General features: G+C 62.5%; 23 protein-coding genes. 7 read left to right on the forward strand and 16 right to left on the reverse strand.

The window, feature by feature from the left end; genetic code table 11:
• Positions 1-9: 9 nt before the first annotated feature.
• From JFT44_RS22520 to JFT44_RS22540, 5 genes are all read right to left on the reverse strand, one after another.
• Positions 10-861: a CAP domain-containing protein gene (locus JFT44_RS22520; RefSeq protein ID WP_198792765.1), complete on the reverse strand. Its 852-nt coding sequence runs from the start codon at positions 859-861 to the stop codon at positions 10-12.
• An 80-nt stretch (positions 862-941) separates the two neighbouring features.
• Positions 942-2270, reverse strand: coding sequence for an MFS transporter (locus JFT44_RS22525; RefSeq protein ID WP_169990555.1), 1329 nt, complete (start codon positions 2268-2270; stop codon positions 942-944).
• A 173-nt stretch (positions 2271-2443) separates the two neighbouring features.
• Positions 2444-3637 (reverse strand): L-2-hydroxyglutarate oxidase, encoded by a 1194-nt coding sequence (gene lhgO, locus JFT44_RS22530; RefSeq protein ID WP_128593569.1) that lies wholly within the window; start codon positions 3635-3637, stop codon positions 2444-2446.
• A 109-nt stretch (positions 3638-3746) separates the two neighbouring features.
• Positions 3747-4457 carry a FadR/GntR family transcriptional regulator gene (locus JFT44_RS22535; RefSeq protein WP_057959528.1) on the reverse strand — a complete coding sequence of 237 codons (711 nt, stop codon included), beginning with the start codon at positions 4455-4457 and terminating at the stop codon, positions 3747-3749.
• Between the two features lie 54 nt (positions 4458-4511).
• Positions 4512-5732 carry an MFS transporter gene (locus tag JFT44_RS22540; protein WP_057959529.1) on the reverse strand — a complete coding sequence of 407 codons (1221 nt, stop codon included), beginning with the start codon at positions 5730-5732 and terminating at the stop codon, positions 4512-4514.
• 119 nt (positions 5733-5851) lie between these two features.
• Between JFT44_RS22540 and JFT44_RS22545 the strand changes: the two genes are divergently transcribed.
• Together JFT44_RS22545 and JFT44_RS22550 are read left to right on the forward strand one after the other, a co-directional pair.
• Positions 5852-6757 carry a LysR family transcriptional regulator gene (locus JFT44_RS22545; RefSeq protein ID WP_057441905.1) on the forward strand — a complete coding sequence of 302 codons (906 nt, stop codon included), beginning with the start codon at positions 5852-5854 and terminating at the stop codon, positions 6755-6757.
• 27 nt (positions 6758-6784) lie between these two features.
• On the forward strand, positions 6785-7465 hold the full coding sequence (locus JFT44_RS22550) for a GNAT family N-acetyltransferase (protein WP_198831197.1): 681 nt from the start codon (positions 6785-6787) through the stop codon (positions 7463-7465).
• Between the two features lie 41 nt (positions 7466-7506).
• Here JFT44_RS22550 and JFT44_RS22555 read toward each other — a convergent pair whose 3' ends face one another.
• From JFT44_RS22555 to JFT44_RS22580, 6 genes are all read right to left on the reverse strand, one after another.
• Complete coding sequence (locus tag JFT44_RS22555; protein WP_057959531.1) at positions 7507-7908, reverse strand: hypothetical protein; 402 nt, start codon at positions 7906-7908, stop codon at positions 7507-7509.
• 32 nt (positions 7909-7940) lie between these two features.
• A complete protein-coding gene (gene aroA / locus JFT44_RS22560; RefSeq protein ID WP_186626177.1) occupies positions 7941-9197 on the reverse strand; it encodes a 3-phosphoshikimate 1-carboxyvinyltransferase in 1257 nt (418 codons plus the stop codon).
• A gap of 102 nt (positions 9198-9299) precedes the next feature.
• Entirely contained in the window at positions 9300-9857 is a 558-nt protein-coding gene (locus tag JFT44_RS22565; RefSeq protein WP_057441885.1) for a UPF0149 family protein, read from the reverse strand.
• Positions 9858-9941: 84 nt separating this feature from the next.
• Positions 9942-10634 carry an anti-sigma factor domain-containing protein gene (locus JFT44_RS22570; RefSeq protein ID WP_057959534.1) on the reverse strand — a complete coding sequence of 231 codons (693 nt, stop codon included), beginning with the start codon at positions 10632-10634 and terminating at the stop codon, positions 9942-9944.
• The gene (locus JFT44_RS22575; protein WP_057959535.1) at positions 10631-11170 is read right to left on the reverse strand and encodes a sigma-70 family RNA polymerase sigma factor; all 540 of its coding nucleotides are present in this window, start codon (positions 11168-11170) and stop codon (positions 10631-10633) included. Before JFT44_RS22575 ends, JFT44_RS22570 begins: the two co-directional genes overlap by 4 nt.
• Positions 11171-11261: 91 nt before the next feature.
• Complete coding sequence (locus JFT44_RS22580; protein WP_057959536.1) at positions 11262-11783, reverse strand: DUF3455 domain-containing protein; 522 nt, start codon at positions 11781-11783, stop codon at positions 11262-11264.
• Positions 11784-11986: 203 nt separating this feature from the next.
• Here JFT44_RS22580 and JFT44_RS22585 point away from each other — a divergent pair, with 203 nt between their 5' ends.
• Entirely contained in the window at positions 11987-12772 is a 786-nt protein-coding gene (locus tag JFT44_RS22585) for a sulfite exporter TauE/SafE family protein (RefSeq protein WP_057441891.1), read from the forward strand.
• 58 nt (positions 12773-12830) lie between these two features.
• Here the strand turns inward: JFT44_RS22585 and pcsA are convergent, their stop codons facing one another.
• Entirely contained in the window at positions 12831-13553 is a 723-nt protein-coding gene (pcsA, locus tag JFT44_RS22590) for a phosphatidylcholine synthase (RefSeq protein ID WP_057441892.1), read from the reverse strand.
• Between the two features lie 150 nt (positions 13554-13703).
• A complete protein-coding gene (locus JFT44_RS22595; protein WP_057959537.1) occupies positions 13704-14642 on the reverse strand; it encodes a class I SAM-dependent methyltransferase in 939 nt (312 codons plus the stop codon).
• Between the two features lie 192 nt (positions 14643-14834).
• On the opposite strand from JFT44_RS22595, the gene mdeB reads away from it, so the two are divergent.
• On the forward strand, positions 14835-17513 hold the full coding sequence (mdeB, locus tag JFT44_RS22600) for an alpha-ketoglutarate dehydrogenase (RefSeq protein ID WP_198831198.1): 2679 nt from the start codon (positions 14835-14837) through the stop codon (positions 17511-17513).
• A 148-nt stretch (positions 17514-17661) separates the two neighbouring features.
• On the opposite strand, the gene JFT44_RS22605 is transcribed toward mdeB, so the two are convergent.
• Together JFT44_RS22605 and JFT44_RS22610 are read right to left on the reverse strand one after the other, a co-directional pair.
• Complete coding sequence (locus JFT44_RS22605) at positions 17662-18150, reverse strand: DUF1289 domain-containing protein (RefSeq protein ID WP_057441896.1); 489 nt, start codon at positions 18148-18150, stop codon at positions 17662-17664.
• 36 nt (positions 18151-18186) lie between these two features.
• The gene (locus JFT44_RS22610; protein WP_115128078.1) at positions 18187-19077 is read right to left on the reverse strand and encodes a LysR substrate-binding domain-containing protein; all 891 of its coding nucleotides are present in this window, start codon (positions 19075-19077) and stop codon (positions 18187-18189) included.
• 112 nt (positions 19078-19189) lie between these two features.
• Between JFT44_RS22610 and JFT44_RS22615 the strand changes: the two genes are divergently transcribed.
• Together JFT44_RS22615 and JFT44_RS22620 are read left to right on the forward strand one after the other, a co-directional pair.
• Positions 19190-20200: a zinc-binding alcohol dehydrogenase family protein gene (locus tag JFT44_RS22615; protein WP_057959540.1), complete on the forward strand. Its 1011-nt coding sequence runs from the start codon at positions 19190-19192 to the stop codon at positions 20198-20200.
• A gap of 83 nt (positions 20201-20283) precedes the next feature.
• Positions 20284-20583 (forward strand): putative quinol monooxygenase, encoded by a 300-nt coding sequence (locus JFT44_RS22620; protein ID WP_057441906.1) that lies wholly within the window; start codon positions 20284-20286, stop codon positions 20581-20583.
• A gap of 52 nt (positions 20584-20635) precedes the next feature.
• Here the strand turns inward: JFT44_RS22620 and JFT44_RS22625 are convergent, their stop codons facing one another.
• Positions 20636-21886, reverse strand: a complete 1251-nt coding sequence (locus tag JFT44_RS22625) for a ribonucleotide-diphosphate reductase subunit beta (protein ID WP_170045163.1) — start codon at positions 21884-21886, stop codon at positions 20636-20638.
• A gap of 224 nt (positions 21887-22110) precedes the next feature.
• Here JFT44_RS22625 and JFT44_RS22630 point away from each other — a divergent pair, with 224 nt between their 5' ends.
• Positions 22111-22578: a GNAT family N-acetyltransferase gene (locus JFT44_RS22630; RefSeq protein ID WP_057439736.1), complete on the forward strand. Its 468-nt coding sequence runs from the start codon at positions 22111-22113 to the stop codon at positions 22576-22578.
• Positions 22579-22919: the final 341 nt, after the last annotated feature.

Genomic DNA, 22919 nt, shown 5'->3' on the forward strand with positions numbered 1-22919 from the left:
GTTTCGACGCTATTGCGTGCCCAACAATGCCGTCCAGTAAATCCCCGCATCGCTTTTCGGATCCAGCCCATAGGCGGCGCCCAATTCGCGAAATTGTGGGTTCATCAGGTTGGCGCAATGCCCGGGGCTGGCGAGCCAGCCGTCAACCACCTTGCGCGGCGTGTCCAGGCCGGCCGCGATGTTCTCGCCGATCTGTTGCGCCACATAACCGGCCAGTTCCGCGCGGTCGCCCGGGGTCCGACCGTCGCGGTCCAGGTGGTCGAAGAAGTTGTGGTTGGCCATATTGCGTGCATGACTGTCGGCGGCGCTGGCCAACTGGGCGTTCCAGGCCAGCGGCGTGGTGGCCGCGAAGGCTTGCTCGCCACACTGGCGCGGTTGTTTGCGGGCGGCGTTGACCATCTCCAGCAACTGCGGGCCGGCGTCCTGGGAGCTGGCCAAGCCACGGCTCAACAGTGGGCGGGCGAGGACAATGCGCCAGTCCTGGCCATTGTTGCTGACGCCGATGTCGACGAATTGCGGGTCGAGCACCACCCGGCAGAAGCTCTCGCGTACCGCTTTCATCGCCGATTGCGAGTCGCGAGGCCCGGACAGGCTGATCGCCTGCACGTTGACCATCGGGTAGGCCACCTGGGCCAGGGCCTGCTGCAAATCGCCGACATTATTGACCGGCAACACCAGGCGTGGGTCGACCGCCAGCGGCGGCAACTCCTGGGAGCCCTGGTCGCCACAGCGCTGCACCTGGCTGCGGTACTGGTTGATCGAGTCGATCAATTGACTCTCTTCGCTCGCCGACGCGGTGGCGCAAAACACCAGACTGGCGGCCAGCGTGGTAACACCCATCATCAATGACAGAACGCGCATGGACGTTTCCCTTGAGCATGAAAGTGCCCATGATGCGCGATCAAGGGGCGCAGATGCACCCCTTGGGCAATATTTTGCCCTTAGTTCTTGAATGCCGAGTGCTTGCGACCCTGGTCACACAGGGCAAACACCACCACCAGCACTGACGCGATGGCCAGAATGATCACCACGCCGTCTGTCGAGTGAGTGGCCGAGGCAGCCACCATCGACAAGGCCCCCAAAGGCGCCAGGCCACCGGCGATGGCCGTGCCGATTTCACGGCCGGTACCGAAACCCGAAGAACGGGTCTGGGTCGGGAACTGACGGCTGAGGAACGAGCCCTGTGGCGCGAACATCATCGGCGCGAGGATCCCGGTGCCGATCCCGATGGCCAGGTAGATCATCAGGCTTTCGCCGGTGTTCAACAGCGCCAGGAACGGGTAGGCGAACATCAGCGACAGCACGCCGCCCAGCACCAGCACCGACTTGCTGCTCCACTTGTCACACAGCCAACCGAAGCATGGCACGGCGACAATCGCCACCAGGCTGGCGATGGTCACCGACAGCGAAGTGACGTGCACATCAACGCCCTTGAACTGCGTCAGATAGGCCAGGGAGAAGGTCTTGAAGATGTAGCTCAGGGCGTTGTAGCCAATGGCCACGAAGAACACCACCGCCAGGCCCTTGAGGTCATTCTTGAACAGGGCCTTGAGCGGCGAGACCTTGGCCTTGGCCGGCTCCTGGCTCAGTTCTTTGAACTCGGGGGTTTCCGGGATGCTGTTACGCACCCACAGGCCCACACCCACCAGGGCGATACTGCAGATAAACGGGATGCGCCAGCCGCCGGCCAACAGGAACTCATTGCCATTGATGGTCAGCAGGTACACGGTCAGCGACGACAGCAGCAGGCCCAGGTTCAAGCCCAGCGCCGGCCAGGCCCCCTGGCTGCCGCGCTTGCCTTCTGAAGCATGCTCGTAGGAAGTGACCGCTGCGCCCGACAGCTCGGCACCGGCGCCCAGGCCCTGGATGATGCGGATAAACACCAGAATGATCGGCGCCCAGATGCCAATCGAGGCATAGCTGGGGATCAGGCCGATCAGCGTGGTGCACACGCCCATCATGCAGAAGGTCAACACCAGCACATGTTTGCGGCCGAACTTGTCGCCCAGGTAGCCGAACAGGATGCCGCCGAAGGGGCGGGCGATAAAGCCGATGGCAAAGGTGGAGAACGCCATCAGGGTCGCGGTTTTCGGGTCACTGTTATCAAAGAAGATCTTCGAAAAGACAATCGCCGCCATGGTTGCGTAGAGGTAGAAGTCATACCACTCCAGCATCGAACCGAAGATGGTGGCAGCAGCCACCTTGCGCAGGCGCTTCTTGGTTTGTGCCGGGGTTTCCACCGTGGCCGGGGTGTGGGCTTTTGCCGTCATGCTGTACTTCCTTCTCAGTCATTATATTTATTAGGGTGTTGCGAACGCGATCAAATGTGGGAGCTGTCGAGCCTTGGCGAGGCTGCGATAGCGCTGGGGCAGGCGATACATTGGTTGCCTGCGCCGCCGTCATCGCAGCCTCGCGGGGCGAGACAGCTCCTGCAGGGGGGTGTTTAGTTGGGGGTGAACATGCGGTCGGCGATCATTTCGCCAATCGGAATCGCCGAGGTGGCCGCCGGTGACGGCGCATTGCACACATGCAACATGCGCGGCGTCTGGGCGAACAGGAAATCGTGCACCAGGCTGCCGTCGCGCATCACCGCCTGGGCGCGGATCCCGGCTTCGTAGGGCAGCAGGTCTTCGAGTTCCAGGGACGGGCAGTACTTGCGGCATTGCTCCAGGTAGCCGGACTTGAACAACGAATTCTTCATTTCCACGCTGCCGGAGCCGAGGTTCTGCCAGATGGTTTTCCAGAAGCCGGGGAAGCGCGCGTACTCGGCCACATCCTTCCAGTTGACGGAAAACTTCTTGTAGTTCTCCCGGCCCAGGCCCAGCACCGCATTGGGGCCGACGGTGACGCTGCCATCAATCATGCGGGTCAGGTGCACCCCCAGAAACGGCAGCTCCGGATCCGGGATCGGGTAGATCAAGTGGTTGACGATGTTGTTCTTCGACGCGGGCAAGCGGAAATACTCGCCACGGAAGGGGATGATCTGGTGGTCGATATCAATCCCGGCCAGGGTCGCCAGGCGGTCCGATTGCAGGCCTGCGCACACCACCAGGTGCCGCGCTTGCCAGGCGCCGTCGTGGGTGCTGACGGTGACTTTGTCGGTGTCTTCGGCAATCGCCGTGACGGTTTTTTCCAGGCAGATCTCACCCCCGTTGCGGCGAATCACTGTAGCCATGGTTTCGCAGACCTGGCGGTAGTCGACTATCCCGGTGGCATCGAGGAACAACCCGCCCAGGCCGACAATGTTCGGCTCGCGGGCCCGCAGTTGCTCGGCGTCCAGGCGCTCGACCTTCATCCCGTTGAGCTGCGAGCGCGCATACAGCGCTTCCATGCGCTGCACTTCCAGGGCCGTGGAGGCCACCAGCAATTTGCCGCACACCTCGAACTTGATCCCGTGCTCGCTGCAGAACTGTTTGGTGGCCTCGGCGCCACGCTTGCACAACTCGGCCTTGAGGCTGCCGGGTGCGTAGTAGATGCCGGCATGGATCACGCCGCTGTTATGGCCGGTCTGGTGCTTGGCCAGCACTGGTTCCTTTTCCAGGATCACCAGGGACGCGTTGGGCTGGCGCTTGAGCAACTCCATCGCGGTGGCCAGGCCGACAATGCCGCCACCGATGATGCAAAAGTCATAAATCATGTGGGCTACCTAAATCAGTACATTTCAGTCTGCTTATCAGGTTGTCAGACTAATGTTTTTGTTAAAAAAACAGCGTGCCCGCGGGCACGCTTTATAGGTGTTCGATGGATCAATGGGTGGCCGGCAGCTCCAGTTGCAAGCGTTTGGCGGCGGCACGCAAATGCGCCTCGGCGGCGGCGGCGGCACCCTGGGGGTCGGCGTCGACGATGGCCTGGTACAGCGCCTGGTGTTCCTGGGTGGCGTCCGCCGAGCCGCTGGCAAAGCGCGACGCCGAGTTTTCCCAGGCGGTCTTGCGTGCGCTGGCCAACTGGCTGCGCAGAAAGTCGTGGAAGGCGACGAAATACTCGTTTTTGCTGGCGTCGGCGATGGCCCGGTGAAACTCCACGTCGGCCAGTGCAGCGGCCTCAAAGTCGGCGCGCTTGTCGTGCATTTCCTGCAGGGCACGTTTCATGCGTTGCAGGTCGTCGGCGTCGCGGCGTTGGGCGGCAATGGAGGCCGCCTGGGTTTCGATCCACAGGCGCACTTCGAACATTTGCGCGAGGTCAGGGCGTCGGCCATTTTTTTCCGGAAAGCGGAACACCGTACCGGCCGGGGTCTGCGAAATAAACGAGCCCAGGCCACGGCGGGCGGTCAGCACGCCATCGGCCTTGAGCTGGGCAATCGCCTCGCGCACCACCGAACGGCTGACATTCAACTGTTCCGCCAATTGCTGCTCGGTGGGCAGGCGCGACTCGGGCGCCAGTTGTCCGGAGTCAATCTCGGCCCGTATGGCGCTGACAACACGCACAACGAGGGAATCTGGACGCTGAAGCTCAAGCATGGCAAAACCTAGGTGATCAGGTTGTCAGACAATAGCTGTTACGATTTTCCCTTGTCAAGGCGCCGCTGTGGCTTGCAGCGTTTTTACCTGGCGCCCCAAGGCCAGCAGCAGCGCCAGCACAACCAGCCCTGCGGCCACCGCAAAGGTCACGCGCAAGCCTTGGCCGACTGCTGCGGGGAGGGCTGACTGGAGATCGCCAGTGCCCCAGGCAAACACCGCGCCCAGGGCCCAGGCGCCGATAATCAGGCCCAGATTGCGCGACAGGTTCAGCCAGCCCGCGATCACGCCGCGTCGGTCCGCCGACAGATTGCTCATCACCGCTGTGTTGTTGGCCGCCTGAAAGTGCGCGTAGCCCAGGGTGAGGATCACCAGCGCGCCGATATAACCTGCAGCGCCCAAGGGCAGCAACACCAACATCAAGCAGCCGGCGAGCATGCACAACAGGCCGCCAAGCGTCGTGGCATAGCTGCCCCAGCGGTCGGTCAGGCGCCCGGCCGGTATGCCCGCGAGCGCCGCGACGCAAGGGCCGACAGCCATGGCCAGGCCCATTGGCGTGGGATCCAGCCCTAGGCCATGGCTCAGGTAAAACGGCCCGGCGACCAGGGTGGTCATCATCACGGCCGCCACCAGCGTACTCATGCCAAGCCCGGCGCCCAGGGCTCGGTCATGGAGTGCCGAGAAGACACTGACGCGGCCGCCAGCGGGTGGTGGCGGATCTCTGTCGGCCTGTGTGCGCTGCACCAGCACGAACGCCAGGGCGGCCAACGGCAGCATCACCAGGAACAGCGCGCGCCAGCCCGACGCCGCAATCAGTGCGCCACCGATGGCCGGCCCCAAGCCGGTACCCACCGCCGACATCGTTCCCAGCAAACCCATGACGCGCCCGGTCTGCTCCTTGGGCACGGTGGCGGTGACCAGCGCCATGGTCATTGCCATCATGGTCGCTGCGCCGAGCCCTTGCAGCGCCCGCGCCGCGACCAAGGCACCGAGGGAGGGCGCGGCGCTGCACAGGGCGCATGCCACGGCGAAGACCGCCACACCCGCCAGCAGCAGGCGTCGATGGCCGAACCGATCCCCCAGGCGGCCCACACCCACCAGCACGGCCGTGATCGCCAGCAGATAACTCAGCACCACCCATTGCACCGCTGCAAAGGCTGCCGTAAAGCCCTCGGCCATCTGCGGCAGGCCGACATTGGCAATGCTGGTGCCCAGTGCAGCCAGGAGCATGCACAACGATAAACCGGCGAGCGCGCCGCGTGGGGTAGGGGACGTCATGGGATTTTCCTTGTGCTGCACCTAGTCGTTGCCTGCACTCTATGGTCTCGCCTAGCATGGCGGAAGACGCAGCAGTTGCACTCTATACCTGCGTCAAACGCCTGATGAGGATTGCTGCCGTGTCGCTTCCCGATTTCAATCTGCTGGTCACCCTGGACGTGCTGCTCGCCGAAGGCAGCGTCGCCCGTGCCGCCCAGCGCCTGGGCCTGAGCCCCTCGGCCATGAGCCGGGCGTTGGCGCGGCTGCGTGAAACCACCGGTGACCCGTTGCTGGTGCGCGCCGGCCGAGGCCTGGTGCCGACGCCACGCGCCCTGGAACTGCGCGAACGGGTCAGCCAACTGGTACAGGACGCCGAAGCACTGCTGCGTCCGCTGCAGGTCCTGGACCTCAAGAGCCTGCAGCGAACCTTTGTGCTGCGCACCAGCGAAGGGTTTGTCGAGAGTTTTGGCCCGGCGCTGCTGGCCCATATCGCCGCGCAGGCGCCCGGCGTACGCCTGCACTTTGTGCATAAGCCCGGCACACCGCTGCGCGACAGCGGCGTGGACCTGGAAACCGGCGTGGTCGATAGCACGGCCAACCCCGAAGTGCTGACCCAGTTACTGTTTCGCGACCGTTTTATCGGCGTGGTCCGCGCCGGCCATCCACTGAGCCAGGGGCCCATCACCCCTGCGCGCTACGCCGCCGGCCGGCATATCTACGTGTCCCGGCGCGGGCGCGAGCGCGGGCAGATCGACGATGCCCTTGAGGCCTTGCACCTCACGCGTGACGTGGCGACTATCGTCACCGGGTTCTCCACCGCCGTGGCACTGGCGCAAAGGACCGACCTGATCGCCAGCGTCCCAGAGCGTTATACCCATGGCCTGCGCGATGGTCTGTTCAGCTTTGCCCTGCCGGTCGACGTCCCGGAGTTCAGCGTGGCGATGCTCTGGCATCCACGCCTGGATGCCGACCTCGCGCATCGTTGGTTGCGTGGCTGTTTGCGCGAGGTGTGTGGCGCAGAACGGGTACAATCCCGCCAGCCTTGATGCGAAATACCAGGAAACAGGAATTCGATGTTCACCCTTACCCACTACGCAAGCCCATGCCCCGAGCCGGTCAACAGCCAGATTCTGCAGATGGTGGTCGACTACCTGACCGATATCAGCATGGTCGCCATCCCGCCGAGCAACCTGCTGTACAACATCTACCAATATGCAATCGGCTACGAAGTGCACCTGTACCTGGAAGCGCTGGGCGGGGGCAAGGGCATTGCGGTTGAGCTGATTGTCGCGATGGATGAGCAGGATCCGGCCAAGGTCATTGGCTTCCTGCTGTACCTGCCGGTCAAGGATGACCCCGAGGCCTGTGGCGCGACCTATATGGCCGTGCATGCCAGCCACCGCCGCCAGGGCGTGGCGCGGGCGATGATGGATGACATGCTCGGCCGTTACCCCCACGGCGAACTGACCTGCGCGGTGGAAAAAGTCCCGGCGTTCGAAGCCATGGGCTTTCAGGTGCGCGGCGTGCGTGGCACTCAGGTATTGATGAATACCCGTGACTACAGCACCGATGGCCTGATGGGCGTGTTGGATGTGGCGTCGATCTACAGCTCCCTGGAAGTGCGGCAGATTCACACCTATTTGCTAAACAAACACGGCAAGCGCGCGATGATCGACGCCGAGAAACAGCGGGACCGGCATTTCGATCAGATGGCGCGCAAGGCCCAGGTGTTTGTGCAAAACCGCTTGGCCTGACCGGCGGCTGTTGTGGCAACGGGTCTGATCAAGCCCGTTGCTCACAACAACGGCGGGCTGTCGCGAAACAGGTCATGGGCATCCAGCAACCGATAAGCAATCTCCGGCCGTTTCTCCATCCCTTTGCGAATGGCTGCCGGAATCGACTGCCGCGTCTTGCGACACAGCCCCGGCAGGTCGTCGATGACGATCTGGATCCCGCGCATGCTTTTGACTTCGGTATGCCCCGGGGCGATATGCACGCGGATGCCCAGTTGCTGGTGCATCAGGTGTTGCATGCGTTCCAGGTCGGCCAGGCTTTGCAGGTTTTCCAGGCGTTCGAGCAGCTTTTTTTCTTCCTGGCGGGTCAGTTGCAGGATGCGCTGGTCGGCACCGGGGGCCTCGAGCAGTTGCTCGCGCTCGCAGTCACACACAGCCGGTGGGCAGGGTTGGCGAATTGTCATGATCACTCCCTCCCCACGCTGGTGCTGACGGCTTAGTAGGTCAGTTGCACGCCCAGGCTGCCCAGGGCGTTCCAGTACTCAGGATAGGTCTTGCCCACGCAGTCCGGGTCCTGAATCTTGATGCCCGAGACTTTCAGGCCCGCCAGCGCAAAGCACATGGCGATGCGGTGGTCGGCGTGGGTGTCGATCAGTGCGGTGCACGCAGTGCCCGCCAACGCCGGATCGCTGGCCACCAGCAAGTCGTCACCGATGATGGTCGCCAGCCCCGGGCGGATCTCGTTGAGGCCGTCATGCAGGGCCTGGACGCGGTCGCATTCCTTGACCCGCAGGTTGGCCAGTTCGGTGAAACGCACCGGGGTGTTGTTGAACGCCGCCAGCACTGCGAGGGTCGGGATGGCGTCCTGCATCTGCGAGCCGACCACTGTGGCCGGCATCTGCGGGAATTGCGCGATCACGGCCTGGGCCTTGGCGTCGGGCTGGGTGAAGTCCTGGGCCGCGACGCCCAGGTCGATGCTGCCGCCCGTGAGTACTTCAGCCGCCCACAGGTAGGTGGCCGCCGAAGCGTCGGGTTCGATCAGATAATCGTTGGCGGTGTAGCCGGTGGGGGCCACGCGCCAGGTGCTGTCGTTGACCACGTCCACCTGGGCGCCGAACGCGCGCATGCAATCCAGGGTCAGGTCGACATAGCCACGGGCGCCGATGTCCTTGCCGGTCAGGGCCACCTCGATAGGGGCCTCGCCGCACGCCGCGAGCATCAACAGCGCCGACACGTACTGGCTGGACAGGCCGCCGTCGATCTCGAAGCGCTTGGCCTGCACCTTGCTGCGCCCATGCACGGTCACGGGCGGGCAGCCGGTGGGGCTTTCAACCTGGATGCCGTTCTGGTTCAGGGTCGCCAGCAGCGGGCCGATCGGGCGCTTTTGCATGTACGCGTCGCCATCCAGTACCACGCTGCCTTCCACGGTCGCCACGGCGGCCGTAAGAAAGCGCATTGCGGTGCCGGCGTTGCCCAGGAACAGGGGTTGCGCCGGCAGTTGCAGCTTGCCGTGGCCGGTGACGACAAAGGTCACGTCATCCGGCTCATCAATGGTTACGCCCATCTGGCGCAAGGCCACGGACATATGTCGGGTGTCGTCGCTTTTCAGCGCGCCGCTCAGGCGGCTGGTGCCCTTGGCCAGGGCCGCCAGCAACAGGGCACGGTTGGTAATGGATTTGGAGCCGGGAGGCGCTACCTTGCCGTGCAATGGAAAGTTGGGCGGTGTCACGGTCACGGTTTTCTGCGAACTCAAGGTACAAGGCTCCTGATTCAAGGCGCGGTGGCTGGGAGTGGCCGGCTGGCGGAGACGAATAATCGACCATCCGGCACGGCAGGGTCAAATCGTGGCGCAGGTTTAACCGCGCTGGCTCAGCCAATAGGCATGCAAGGCCCTGGCGGCTGGTTCGATGCGCGCCACCTGCTGCTGATGGGCGGCGACATCCAGGTCGGCCGGCAATTCGAAGTTGTCCTGCTCGGCGCACCAGGAGATGGCTTCCAACTGTGCCGCCTGTTCGCTCGGCAGGGGCGGCCATTCGCTGATCGCGGCGCCACGGATATAGCCAAAGCACCATTCCTCGGCGAGGGTCAGCGGCTGGTCCTGGTGTTCGGTTTGTTCAAAGCGTGCCTCAAAACCCTGGGCATCGCTGGCCAACTGCAGGGCAAGGCTGTTGAGATGGCGCGTGCACAGGTCGATAAACTGCCCGAGTTCTTCCTTGCTTTCCCAGGCCGGGACCTGCCCACCCCAGATGGCCGGGAACCAGATGGCAACGTCCACCGGCGCCGGGCCGGACACCAGGGCCGTGAAGTAGCCGTCGAGCTCGGCCAGGTTCAACACCGAGTTGTCGTCGCCGTATTTGAGCAGAATGTCTTCGATGAACTCGAAATCGGCAGGGGCGAGGGCGTGGTCGTGCATGAACATATCCTTTGAGCGTCAAGCGCCGCAGATAAGGCGGCGTAAAACGCGGAGGATGGCGCGAGTCAGCGTTTTAATCCAGTGCTAGATCACCTTTACCGCACGGCCAATCGCCTGGATCGGCCCGGTCGGCTTGCCGGTCGGCGAGCCATTGGGGCCTTCCAGGGTCAGCTCGAACAGTTGGTTGGGCGCCAGCGGCGGCAGTTTATCCAGGGGGATCGACAGGCTTTGCCCCGGCTTGACCAACCCAAGCGAAACCGGGCCTTGCCAGTCATCACCCTTGGTCCAGAACTCCAGCGCCTTGTCTGCCGGTATCTGCACCACGCCCAGGGGGATCAGCTGGATTTGCTGATCGTTGCTGGCCTGGATCACCCAGCCCGGCGCCTGGCTCTGTGGCGCCATCAGCACCACCACGTAGGCGGTCGGGTTGACGGCGGCGGGGCGGGTCAGCAGCAGTGTGGCCAGCACCAGACTGGCCAACAAGCCTGCACCGGCCAGGCCACGCCACAGGGCGAGCAGGTTCCACCACGGCACTGACCGCGCATCGCCCAGGGTGTGATGGCCCAGGCTGCGTTCAATGCGTCGCCACAGGTAGGGCGACGGCGCCAGCGGCTCGGCCAGTTCGGTCAGGGGCAGCAGGCGCTGTTCCCAGGCATCCACCGCCGCGCGCAAGGGCGCGTCGTGTTCCAGGCGTTGCTGCACCTGCAAACGTTGATCTGCGGCCAAGGTCCCCAGCACGTATTCGCTGGCCAGTTCGTCCAATTCGTCGGGTGTCATGCCATGCACTCACGCAAGGCCGCGAGGCTGCGTTTGATCCAGGCTTTGACAGTCCCCAGCGGGGTGTCCAGTTTCTGTGCGATTTCACTGTGGGACAGGCCATCGACATACGCATGCAACAGGCAACTGCGGCGCGACGGTTCCAGATGCTCCAGGCACTGATAAACCTTGCCGCTGCGGGCGCGGTACTCGAAGTGCTCGGCCGTGGGCTCAGCCACCAGTGTGCGTTCGTGCTCATCACTGAGCGCGACCTCACGCTGACTTTTACGCATAACGTTGAGCGCCATATGCCGGGTCACGCTGTACACCCAGCCACGGGCCGAACCCCGGCGCGGGTCGAACCCGCTGGCGCCGTTCCAGATGTTGATAAATGCCTCATGCACGATGTCCTCTGCCAGGGCCGTGTTCCGTGCGATGCGCTTGGCCACGCCGAGCAGACGGGCGCAATCGTGTTCATACAACTGACGCAAGGCTTGCTGTTCGCCACGGGCGCAGGCCAACAGGCAGGCTTCATAGTCAAAGAGAAGTTCGGGCAAGGACTGGGGCCGCCATTTCAGGGTCAACCCCCGGCCCAGAGTGGCCGGGGTGCTATCGCAGCAGCTTAGACGAGTTTTCTGGCCGGGCGGATCATTTGGCCGCCCAGAAGAGGTAGTCCGCCTGGTACTTCACCACTTGCTGCTGGCCCTTGGTGGCGGTGCTGCATTCGGCACTCGGCGCCACGCCACCCTTGAGCGCCACGCGCTGGATATAGCTGACGCCGGTCATGGCACCCTGGCCTTCAGCCGGATTGGCCTTGACCAACTGATAGGGCAGGTTGCCGGCGCTGGACGGCGCCACGGCCAGTTGGGTGCCGGTGACTTTCGAACCGTCCTTGGCCTGCCAGGTGGCAGGCGGGCCGAAGTAGGTACCCACTTGCTTACCGCTACGATCGTTGAGCACCGCCTTGGGGCCGACAAAGACCCACTCGGTCTGGCCGGCAGCGTTGGCCTTGTCGCGGCATTCGTAGGTGATTTCGCCGACACCGGTGGTTTCCAGGATCAGCTTGTGCCCGTCCGGCACCTTGATGCTGTCGGGCAGGCTGGTCTGGGCAAAGGCCGCCGGTGCGGCAATCAGCAGGCAGGTCAGGCAGAGCAGGGGTTTAGCGTTCATCGGTGTCTCTCCGTAAGGGTGAACAGCTGAGCAGCGCTGCGGCTGCTTCCTGTACTACTCACGGCGTGGCCGATTGGATGCACGGTGCGGCAAATAAATCTGCAAAACACAAAAGGAATAAAGTCAGATCGTATTGATATAAGTAGTTATAAGAAAAATCGCTATGCTGCCGCCAGAATTTTATAAGGCCGCAGGTAGCTGTAATGGATGTGGGTAATTTTGGTTTTGTGGTGGCGGGCCTGATTGTTGGTTTTATCGTCGGCATGACCGGCGTCGGTGGAGGGTCGTTGATGACCCCGATCCTGCTGTGGTTCGGCATCAACCCGGCGACCGCCGTGGGTACCGACCTGCTGTATGCCGCCATCACCAAATCCGGTGGGGTGCTGGTGCATGGCAAGAACAAGAACATCGACTGGACCATCACCGGCTGGCTGACCCTGGGCAGTGTGCCGGCGGTGTTGCTGACGCTGTGGTTCCTCAAGAGCCTGCATACCGATCCCAGCGCGATGAACGAAGTGATCAAGCAAGCCCTGGGTGTGGTGCTGTTGCTCACGGCCCTGGCGATTCTGTTCAAGAAGCGATTGTTGGCTTTTGCCCAGCGCCATGCGGGCGACAACTACCATATGAGCCCGCGCAACCTGAATGGGTTGACGGTATTCACTGGGGCGATCCTCGGCACCATGGTTGCCCTGACCTCCATCGGTGCCGGCGCCCTGGGCACCGTGGCGCTGTTTATCCTGTACCCGTTTTTGGCCACCAAGCGCCTGGTGGGCACCGAAATCGCCCACGCAGTCCCCCTGACCCTGGTCGCGGGCCTTGGGCATGCGAGCATGGGTAATATGGACTGGCATTTGCTGGGGTTCTTGCTGATGGGCTCGCTGCCGGGTATCTACTTCGGCAGCCATATGTCCGGCCGGGTGCCGGATGAGCTGCTGCGTCCGTGCCTGGCGGTGATGCTGGGGTTGATTGGTTTCAAGCTGGCGTTCTGACTGCCGGTCTTGCGCTGGGTTGCTGTGGCGAGGGCGGCTCGCCACAACACTTCACGGGTTATGCCTTGCGCGATTTATCCAACCACTCCATCGCCGTACGCCAGATACAAATCCCCAGGAAATACGCCGACATCAACAACCACAAGCCCATGGTCAGCTTGTTGGTGTACGGCTGGTCGATCACCAGCAACAGGCTGCACAGCAGCCACACCGTGGTCACCGCAATATTGATCGGCATAAAGCGCTTGACCCGGAACGGGTGCAGGAACTTCATCGGCGTCACCGTCAGCAGCGCCAGGCCGATCACCGTGGCCAAGGTTATCCAGGCGTCCGGGTCGATAATGTAGACACACAGCGCCACCACATTCCAGGCCGCGGGGAAGCCCTGGAAGTAGTTGTCCTTGCTCTTCATATTGACGTTGCAGAAGCAGAACAACGACGACACCAGGATCACCGAGACGGTGAACAGGTGGGTGAAGTCCGGCAGGTCGATATAGCGGTAGATAAACAGCGCCGGGATAAACACATACGTCAGGTAGTCAATCACCAGGTCCAGTACCGAGCCATCGAAGCTTGGCAGCACGGTCTGCACATTGACCCGCCGCGCCAGCGACCCGTCCACGCCATCCACAATCAACGCCAGGCCCAGCCACAGCAGGCAGGCCTTGGGTTGGTTCTCCAGCAGCGCCAGCGTCGCAAGGAAGGCCAGCACCACGCCGGTGGCGGTAAAGCCATGGGCGCCCCAGGCTTTGAGTCTGGCTACATGCAGGGTCGATATCACAGGGGCGTTCTCCAAAAGGTGAAACGGGGCAGCCGACGGCGGTTGAGCGTCGAATCTGGCCAAGGGATGCAGGTATCGACCGGGAAGGAGGGGATAAGGTTCACCACCAAGGCCTTGGGTTGAGCGTAGCAAGCGCAGAAGGATTCGGCATCAGCCCTGACGGAACACCAGGGCCTTCAGACCACTTTGCGGATCAATGTCGGGAAATTCCGGCGGGTTTGCCAGGCGCTGCTCAAAACGCAGCCCCGGCGCTTCGCGGGTGACGCCCTCGATCAGGAAGTCTTCGCCCAGCGCCGGGTCATTCATGCAGGCCAAGACCGTGCCTTGGGGTGTCAGCAGGTCGGGCAGGCGACGCAGCACGCGCTGGTAGTCCTTGGTCAGCAGGAAGCTGCCTTTCTGAAACGACGGCGGGTCGATGATCACCAGGTCATAGGGGCCGCTGCTGGTGACTTTCGCCCAGGACTTGAACAAGTCATGCCCCAGGAAGCTCACCTTGCCCAGGTCATGGCCATTGAGCCGGTGATTGTCGCGACCCCGGCTCAGGGCGCCACGGGCCATATCCAGGTTGACCACATGCTCGGCCCCGCCCTCGATGGCGGCCACGGAAAACCCGCAGGTATAGGCAAACAGGTTCAGCACTCGCAAGCCACGGGCGTGTTCGCGCACCCAGTTGCGGCCGTAGCGCATATCCAGAAACAGCCCACTGTTCTGCTTTTTGCCCAGGTCGATGCGATAACGCAGGCCGCCTTCGGTGATGGTCAATTCCTCGACCCTCTCGCCCCACAGCCATTCGGTGGTGCTTTGCGGCAAGTAGCGATGTTGCAGGGCCAGAGTGTGGGCGCCGGCCTGTTGCCATTCGCGGCTTTCGCAGAGCTCGCGCAGTTGGTGTTGCAAGGCTTGCAGTTGCGCGGGCTCAGGCTCCTTGAACAACGAAACCAGCACCACGCCTTGCAGCCAATCCACGGTCAACTGCTCCAGTCCCGGCCAGCAACGACCCCGGCCGTGGAACAGGCGACGGGTTTCCACGGGCACGTCACGCAGGGCGGTCAGCAAGTGAGTGTGGAGCAGGGCGAGGGCGTCTGGGGTCATCGGGCAGCGTCGATCATTAAACGGGCGGCATTTTAAACACAATTGCGTTGACTCAGGTGAAGGAAGCACAACGTGCTTTTAATCAGCCATGTTTAAGCGTTTTGTGCTGCAAATCGCCCTTTGACCTACCCAGAACAGTCAAAAAATCCTTTTGGGCAGACATAAACTGGAAAAAACAGCTCGGAGGTGCCCATGAACGGTTTCGTAAAGACAGTCAATCAAACAGCCATTGACCAGCAGGAGCTCACCGAGTGGCGCGACGCCCTGGACTCCCTGGTACGGCATGCCGGCTCGGAGCGCGCGCGGGAGATCCTCGATATGCTGGCCGATGCCGGCAATACGCCAGCCATCGGTTGGAAACCGCGCCACGGCACGCCCTACATCAACAGCATCGCCGTAGACCAGCAGCCACACTTTCCCGGCGACCTGGCGACCGAAGAGCGCCTGGCCTCGCTGGTGCGCTGGAACGCCCTGGCCATGGTGGTGCGTGCCAACCAGGCCTATGGCGAACTTGGCGGCCATATCGCCAGCTATGCCAGCGCGGCGGACCTGTTCGAGGTGGGTTTCAACCATTTTTTCCGTGCCCGTCACGACAACGTCGGCGGCGACCTGGTGTTCTACCAGCCGCATTCCGCGCCCGGTATTTACGCGCGGGCCTTTCTTGAGGGGCGCCTGAGCGAGCAGGACCTGGCCCACTATCGCCAGGAGCTGGGCGCGGTCAAGGCCGGCGCCCGTGGCCTGTCGAGCTATCCGCACCCGTGGTTGATGCCGGACTTCTGGCAGTTCCCCACCGGCTCCATGGGCATAGGCCCGATCAGCTCGATTTTCCAGGCGCGCTTTATGCGTTACCTGCACCATCGCGGCTTGCAGGACACCACCGACCGGCACGTCTGGGGTGTGTTCGGCGATGGCGAGATGGACGAGCCGGAAAGCATGTCAGCCCTGACCCTGGCCGCCCGCGAAGGCCTGGACAACCTGACCTGGGTGGTCAACTGCAACCTGCAACGCCTCGATGGCCCGGTGCGCGGTAATGGGCGGATCATCGACGAGCTGGAGGCACTGTTTGCCGGTGCCGGTTGGAACGTGATCAAGCTGGTGTGGGGGTCGGACTGGGACGCCTTGCTGGCCAAGGATGAGGACGGCGCGTTGGTGCGCACCTTGTCCCAGACCGTGGACGGGCAGTTCCAGACCTTTGCCGCCAAGGACGGTGCCTATAACCGCGAGCACTTCTTTGGCCAAAATGAATCCCTGGCCAAGCTGGCGGCCGGCTTGAGCGATGAGCAGATCGACCGTCTCAAGCGCGGCGGCCACGACATGCTGAAAATCCATGCTGCCTATCACGCCGCGCGGCGGGTCAAGGGGCGCCCTACGGTAATCCTGGCCCAGACCAAGAAAGGCTTTGGCATGGGCGAGGCCGGGCAGGGCAAGATGACCACCCACCAGCAGAAAAAACTCGATCGCGACGCGCTGATCGGCTTTCGCAACCGCTTCCAGTTGCCCCTGAGCGACGAGCAGACCGAATCCCTGAGCTTCTACAAACCCGCCGCCGACAGCGCCGAAATGCGCTACCTGCACCAGCGCCGCGCAGCCTTGGGCGGTTATGTGCCCAGCCGCAGCCAGAGCGCTGAACCGGTGCCTGTGCCGCCAGTGAGTGGCTACGGCGGTTTTGCGACCCAGGCCGAAGGCAAGGAAATGTCCACCACCATGGCCTTTGTGCGCATGCTCAGCAACCTGCTCAAAGACAAGGCCCTGGGCCCGCGCATCGTGCCGATTGTCGCCGACGAGGCACGCACCTTCGGCATGGCCAACCTGTTCAAGCAGATCGGCATTTATTCCAGCGTCGGTCAGCGCTACGAGCCGGAAGATATCGGTTCGATCCTCAGCTATCGCGAAGCCACCGACGGGCAGATCCTTGAGGAAGGCATCAGTGAAGCCAGCGCTATCAGTTCCTGGGTCGCGGCGGCCACCAGCTACTCGGTGCATGGCTTGCGCATGCTGCCGTTCTACATCTACTACTCGATGTTCGGTTTCCAGCGCGTGGGCGACCTGATCTGGGCCGCCGCCGACCAGCGCGCCCGCGGCTTTTTGCTCGGCGCCACGGCGGGGCGCACCACCTTGGGCGGCGAGGGCCTGCAGCACCAGGACGGCAGCAGCCACCTGATGGCCGCGACCGTGCCTAACTGCCGTGCTTACGACCCGGCGTTTGCCGGCGAATTTGCGGTGATTCTCGACCACGGCATGCGCCAGATGCTTGAGCACGATGTGGACGAGTTCTACTACGTGACCCTGATGAACGAAAACTACCCGCAACCGACCCTGCCCGAAGGCGTCGAGGCGGCGATTATCAAGGGCATGTACCGCCTTGAGGGCAGTGCCGGGGCCAAGGTGCGCCTGCTCGGCTCCGGCACCCTGGTGCGCGAGGCCCAGGCCGCCGCGCAGTTACTGGCGGACGATTGGCAGATCGACAGCGAGGTATTCAGCGTGACCAGCTTCAGCGAACTGGCCCGCGATGCGCGTGAGGTGGAGCGCTGGAACCGCCTGCATCCACTGCAAAGCCCACAGTGCAGCCACCTGGCGACCTGCCTGCCCGACGGCGCGCCGGTGATTGCCGTCTCGGACTACGTGCGGGCGGTGCCGCAGATGATCGGTTCCTACCTGGGGGCCCACTACACCGTGCTCGGCACCGATGGCTTCGGGCGCAGCGACACCCGTGCGGCGTTGCGCGATTTCTTCGAGGTGGACCGCCACCACATCGTGCTCGCCGCGCTGGCCGCCCTGGTGGAACAGGGCAGCCTGGAGGCGCAGGTGTGTCAGCGGGCGATTGAGCGATACGGCCTGCACACCGAGCGTGCGGCGTCGTGGACTCACTGACACCTTAAGGTAAATGAGGACCAATTGTGGGAGCGGGCTTGCTCGCGAAGGCGTAGTGTCGGTTGGTGCATAGGTGACTGATCCACCGCCTTCGCGAGCAAGCCCGCTCCCACACAAGCCCGTTCCCACAGGGGGGGTTGGGTGTGCTTTAGAGGGTAGCAATCAACGCCGGCCCAAACGCCTCGCGCAAAAAATCCGGCGCGATGTAGCGTTGGTAATGCGCCTGCGACAGCAGGAAAAACTCCCGATCAATCGCATCACGCAAATCCGCCAGGTGCCGCTCGCGAAACTCCGGCAGCAACGCCAAACCATACGCATCCAGCCTGGAAATCACCCGCGCGCCCCGGGCAATCAGCTGATAAGCCCAGCAATAAGGCGACTGGTGCGGCATAAAACGGATCTTGCGCTCTTCCAGTTGCTGGCGCAGGCGCGCCGGGTCAAACACCTCCAGCTTGCTGGTCATGACCTGCACCAGCAACTGCTCAAGGCGCAGCCAGACCGCTTGTTTTTCCTCGGCGCTGTAGCCATTCCACTGAATGACTTCATGGTGATAGCGCTTGCAGCCACGGCACACCAGGTCGCCATACACGGTGGAACACAGGCCGACGCAGGGCGTCTTGATGGTTTGATTGGGCATAAAAACCGTGTCTTTCCTAATCCACTACAAAAGGGTTCAAAGGCGCTGCAGAGCGCTGAACTGCTGGTTCAACCACTGATACAACTGGGTGACCGCCCGCGACATCTGCCCGCGATGGGGGCAGGCGAAGCTCAAGGGGTACACATCCCCGGGAATCTCCGGCAACAGCACCACCAGGCGCTGGGCCTGCACATCGGCATACACATCCAGCCAGGTCTTGTAGGCGATGCCTTCACCGGCGACGGCCCAGCGCCGCACCACATCGGCGTCGTCACTGAACAAGGGGCCGGTGACTTGCACGGTCTTTTCGCCTAGCTCCCAGCGGTCATGCAGGCGGCCGTTTTGCAGATAGAGCAGGCACGGGTGGCGGGTCAGGTCGTCGACGGATGTCGGTGTGCCGTGGCGCGTCACGTAGTCCGGTGATGCCACCAGCACCCGGCGGTTCCAGGGTGCCAGGGGCAGGGCGATGTAATTGGCGTCCTCGTTCCAGCCATAACGCAGGGCCACGTCCACCGGGTCGCGAAACAGGTTGGTGACCTGGTCCGACACCAGAAAGCGCAAGCTCAACTCAGGATGCTGGCGGCGAAACTCGGTGAGCATCGGCAGCAGGATATTGCGCCCCAGGTCCGACGGCGCGGCGATCTGCAAGGTGCCACGCAGTGGCGCGTCATCGCCGCGCAAGCGTTCGCGGCCCAGCTCCAATTGCTCCAGCACGCCACGGGCGGTGGGTAGGTACTGTTCGCCCTCGGCGCTCAGGCGCAGGCTGCGGGTGGTGCGGGTAAACAGGCGTACCTCCAGCTCCCGCTCCAGGCGCTTGATCGCCGCCGCGACCTGGCCCGGCAACAGGTTGGCCTCCACGGCTGCGGCGGTGAAACTGCCCAGGGCGGCGCTGCGCAGAAACAGCCCGAGATCATCGATGCGGATCATTTTCACTCCAACAATGAAAGTGTTGCTGCATTTTGTCGATTTTTCTTCTCCCTGGGAACGGTAAAGATGCAAGCCATCGAGGGCCATCGCCCCTCATCACTCGTGAGTTCCCATGAAAGCAATTACCTTTACCGAGCATGGCCTGCCCATCGACGACCCGCGCTCGCTGATTGATGTGAATATCGAAGCCCCCCAGCCGGGCCCTCGGGACCTGCTGGTGGAAGTGCAGGCCGTGGCGGTCAACCCGGTCGATACCAAGGTGCGTTCCGGCACCTTTGCCAAGGAGCCGAAAATCCTCGGCTGGGACGCGGCGGGCATCGTGCGCCAGGTGGGCGCCGACGTGACCCTGTTCAAACCGGGCGACGCGGTGTACTACGCCGGCTCCCTGATCCGCTCCGGCAGCTACAGCGAGTTCCAGGTGGTTGATGAGCGCATCGTCGGCCATCGTCCGCGCACACTGGATGCGGCGCACGCCGCCGCCTTGCCGCTGACCTCGATCACCGCCTGGGAGCTGCTGTTCGACCGCCTGGGCGTGACCGAAGGCGGCGGCGAGGGCGATGTGCTGCTGGTGGTGGGGGCTGGCGGCGGCGTGGGTTCGATCCTGGTGCAACTGGCCCGTCAACTCACCAACATGACGGTGATCGGCACGGCTTCGCGCCCGGAAACCATTGGGTGGGTCCAGCGCATGGGGGCCCATCATGTGATCGACCATCGCCGGCCGATGCTGGCCCAGCTCCAAGCGTTGGGGATTGACGCGGTCAGCCATGTCGCCAGCCTCACGCATACCGAGGAGTACCTGCCGCAACTGGTCGAAGTGCTGCGCCCACAAGGGCGGCTGGGGTTGATCGACGATCCCGCCAGCCTGGATGTGATGCCGCTCAAGCTCAAATCCTTGTCCTTGCACTGGGAACTGATGTTCACCCGCTCGTTGTTTGAAACGGTGGATATGATCCAGCAACACCACCTGCTCAACCGGGTTGCACAACTGATCGACCAGGGCGTGTTGCACACCACCCTGGGCGCACATTTCGGTGCGATCAACGCGGCCAATATGCGCAGCGCCCATGCCCTGGTCGAAAGCGGCAAGGCGCGGGGCAAGATTGTGCTTGAGGATTTCCAATGACCACCCTGATCAAAGCCATGGGCTTATCGCTGTGTATGATGCTCGCTGCATGTGCCAGCCAACCTACCAACGGAGTCGCCAGCATGACCAAACCTTTGATATCCATCGCCGTACTCAAGGCCAAGCCAGGCCAGGAACAAGCACTCAAGGCAGGCCTGCTGGCCTTGGTCGAGCCAACCCGCACCGAGCCTGGCAACCTGGATTACGTGTTGTTCGAACTGCGTGATGAGCCGGGCACGTTCTATATGCGTGAAGCGTTCAAAAACCAGGCGGCCCTCGATGCGCATTTTGCAATGCCGTACTTCCAGCGCTTTGCCGCCACGGCGGATGACTTGCTCCAGGAACCCCTGAAACTGATCTTTCTTGAGCAAGTCTCGAACTGATGCGTGGCGCCTGATAGATCGCTATCGCCGGCAAGCCGGCGATAGCGTTGGATCAATCCCAGCTCAACGCCCCACCGGTCTGATACTCGATCACTCGGGTCTCAAAGAAGTTCTTCTCTTTCTTCAAGTCCATGATCTCGCTCATCCACGGGAACGGGTTAGTGGTCCCTGGGTATTCTTCCTTCAAGCCGATCTGCGACAGGCGACGGTTGGCGATGAACTTGAGGTAGTCCTCCATCATCGCCGCGTTCATGCCCAACACGCCGCGCGGCATGGTGTCGCGTGCGTATTCGATCTCCAGCTGGGTCCCTTGCAGGATCATCTGGGTCGCTTCTTCCTTCATGTCGGCATCCCACAGGTGTGGGTTTTCGATTTTGATCTGGTTGATCACGTCGATGCCGAAGTTCAGGTGCATCGACTCATCGCGCAGGATGTACTGGAACTGCTCGGCCACGCCGGTCATTTTGTTGCGGCGGCCCATGGACAGGATCTGGGTGAAACCGCAGTAGAAGAAGATGCCTTCCAGCACGCAGTAGTAGGCGACCAGGTTGCGCAGCAGCTCTTTGTCGGTGTCGACGGTGCCGGTTTCGAACTTCGGATCGGAGATCGAACGGGTGTACTTCAGGCCCCAGGCTGCCTTTTTGGCGACCGATGGGATCTCGTGGTACATGTTGAAGATCTCGCCTTCATCCATGGCCAGCGATTCGATGCAGTACTGGTAGGCGTGGGTGTGGATCGCCTCTTCGAAGGCCTGGCGCAGGATGTACTGGCGGCACTCCGGGTTGGTGATCAGGCGGTACACGGCCAGCACCAGGTTGTTCGCGACCAGGGAATCGGCGGTGGAGAAGAAGCCCAGGTTGCGCATGACGATGCGACGTTCGTCGTCGGTCAGGCCTTCGGGGTTTTTCCACAGGGCGATGTCGGCGGTCATGTTGACCTCTTGCGGCATCCAGTGGTTGGCGCAGCCGTCGAGGTATTTCTGCCAGGCCCAGTCGTACTTGAAGGGTACGAGTTGGTTGAGGTCGGCGCGGCAGTTGATCATGCGCTTTTCGTCAACGGCGACACGGGCGGAAGCGCCTTCGAGTTCGGCGAGGCCTTCGGCGACGTCGAGTTTGTCCAGGGCAGCCTTGGCGCGCACGATGGCGGCGGAGTCGTTGGCGGTGACGGCGCGGGCTTCGATGGCGGCGGCAGCGCCGGCACCGTCGAGGCGGTCCATGTTGGCTTCGGTGGCGTGGCCGGCGTTGGTGCCACGGATGACCGCTGCACCGGTGTCTTCGTTGTCGACTTCGTCCCAACTCAGCATGAAATACTCCTTCCTGGTCTGTTCTGGCGGCGTATGAAACCGTCCAGAAAACTCGATGATTACCGGCTTCGCACACTATGTAGTGGTCGGCTGCCTGGGTGGGCACACTATATGGTGTGTCGGAAAGTTGGTCAACGCACAACATGTGCGGTCTTCGGTCGCTGCCCGGCGCAAGATCGGCTATAACGCCTGGGTTTACTGGCCACACTCGGAATCTCAAGGGAATGAAAAATCTACTGATCCGCCCAGCGACCCCAGAAGACGCCGAGAGCATCTTCCTGGTGCATAAAAACTCCGTCGAAAACCTGTGCAATGCCGACTACGGTCCCGAGCAGATCGCCATGTGGCTCGACGGTCGCTCACCTGAGACCTACCGCTCGGCCATCGACGCGGGCAACCTGTGGTTGGCTTGCAACGACAGGCTCCAGGGCTTCGTGGAGATCGACGGCCATGAAGTCAGCAAGTTGTTTATTCGTGGAGAGGCAGCCGGGCAGGGGCTTGGTGCGCGTCTGCTGGCCGAGGCTTTGCAGCGGATCGCCGCAGCTGGGCATGACAGGGCCTATCTGGAGGCGACCCTGACCGCCGAAAAATTCTATGCCTCGCATGGCTTCCGCAAGATTGGCGAGGGAACATTCAGCCGGGGCAATAGCCCGGTGTCCATTGAGATCATCAAGATGGAGCGGGCTTTGTAGTTCGGTGCTCTACCAGTTGCTTCTTGCTGGTCCTGCAAGACTGCCTGCGTCTGCTCTGGAAGACGGGAGTTGTGATCCAGGCAAAGGCCAGTGTGTGCAACGTTCGCTATCAGTAATGTGGGGTTCTTCAGGGGTGGGGTTGGGTACATATCCGTTGCTGCGGTCACGGCCACTTAGGGTTCCGCTTTTACAGCGGGTCACTTTTGGAAAAGAGCCCTGTACGGACCGGACACATAGTGGACACATGTGCGGGGACATAGTTGACACATTATGAACCATAGTCCGGTTTGCTCACGTCGATCGTTCGTAGGAAATGGTGGCAGAAGTAGACGTCAAAGAGC

It is taken from the genome of Pseudomonas sp. MF5691, from assembly GCF_016405645.1.
Lineage (GTDB): Bacteria > Pseudomonadota > Gammaproteobacteria > Pseudomonadales > Pseudomonadaceae > Aquipseudomonas > Aquipseudomonas shahriarae.

Coding starts and splice junctions, on each gene's coding strand:
- JFT44_RS22520 (WP_198792765.1), bottom strand. CDS start 861: ATGCGCGTTCTGTCATTGATGATGGGTGTTACCACGCTGGCCGCCAGT.
- JFT44_RS22525 (WP_169990555.1), bottom strand. CDS start 2,270: ATGACGGCAAAAGCCCACACCCCGGCCACGGTGGAAACCCCGGCACAA.
- lhgO (WP_128593569.1), bottom strand. CDS start 3,637: ATGATTTATGACTTTTGCATCATCGGTGGCGGCATTGTCGGCCTGGCC.
- JFT44_RS22535 (WP_057959528.1), bottom strand. CDS start 4,457: ATGCTTGAGCTTCAGCGTCCAGATTCCCTCGTTGTGCGTGTTGTCAGC.
- JFT44_RS22540 (WP_057959529.1), bottom strand. CDS start 5,732: ATGACGTCCCCTACCCCACGCGGCGCGCTCGCCGGTTTATCGTTGTGC.
- JFT44_RS22550 (WP_198831197.1), top strand. CDS start 6,785: ATGTTCACCCTTACCCACTACGCAAGCCCATGCCCCGAGCCGGTCAAC.
- JFT44_RS22555 (WP_057959531.1), bottom strand. CDS start 7,908: ATGACAATTCGCCAACCCTGCCCACCGGCTGTGTGTGACTGCGAGCGC.
- JFT44_RS22565 (WP_057441885.1), bottom strand. CDS start 9,857: ATGCACGACCACGCCCTCGCCCCTGCCGATTTCGAGTTCATCGAAGAC.
- JFT44_RS22570 (WP_057959534.1), bottom strand. CDS start 10,634: ATGACACCCGACGAATTGGACGAACTGGCCAGCGAATACGTGCTGGGG.
- JFT44_RS22580 (WP_057959536.1), bottom strand. CDS start 11,783: ATGAACGCTAAACCCCTGCTCTGCCTGACCTGCCTGCTGATTGCCGCA.
- JFT44_RS22585 (WP_057441891.1), top strand. CDS start 11,987: ATGGATGTGGGTAATTTTGGTTTTGTGGTGGCGGGCCTGATTGTTGGT.
- JFT44_RS22595 (WP_057959537.1), bottom strand. CDS start 14,642: ATGACCCCAGACGCCCTCGCCCTGCTCCACACTCACTTGCTGACCGCC.
- mdeB (WP_198831198.1), top strand. CDS start 14,835: ATGAACGGTTTCGTAAAGACAGTCAATCAAACAGCCATTGACCAGCAG.
- JFT44_RS22605 (WP_057441896.1), bottom strand. CDS start 18,150: ATGCCCAATCAAACCATCAAGACGCCCTGCGTCGGCCTGTGTTCCACC.
- JFT44_RS22610 (WP_115128078.1), bottom strand. CDS start 19,077: ATGATCCGCATCGATGATCTCGGGCTGTTTCTGCGCAGCGCCGCCCTG.
- JFT44_RS22615 (WP_057959540.1), top strand. CDS start 19,190: ATGAAAGCAATTACCTTTACCGAGCATGGCCTGCCCATCGACGACCCG.
- JFT44_RS22620 (WP_057441906.1), top strand. CDS start 20,284: ATGACCAAACCTTTGATATCCATCGCCGTACTCAAGGCCAAGCCAGGC.
- JFT44_RS22625 (WP_170045163.1), bottom strand. CDS start 21,886: ATGCTGAGTTGGGACGAAGTCGACAACGAAGACACCGGTGCAGCGGTC.
- JFT44_RS22630 (WP_057439736.1), top strand. CDS start 22,111: ATGAAAAATCTACTGATCCGCCCAGCGACCCCAGAAGACGCCGAGAGC.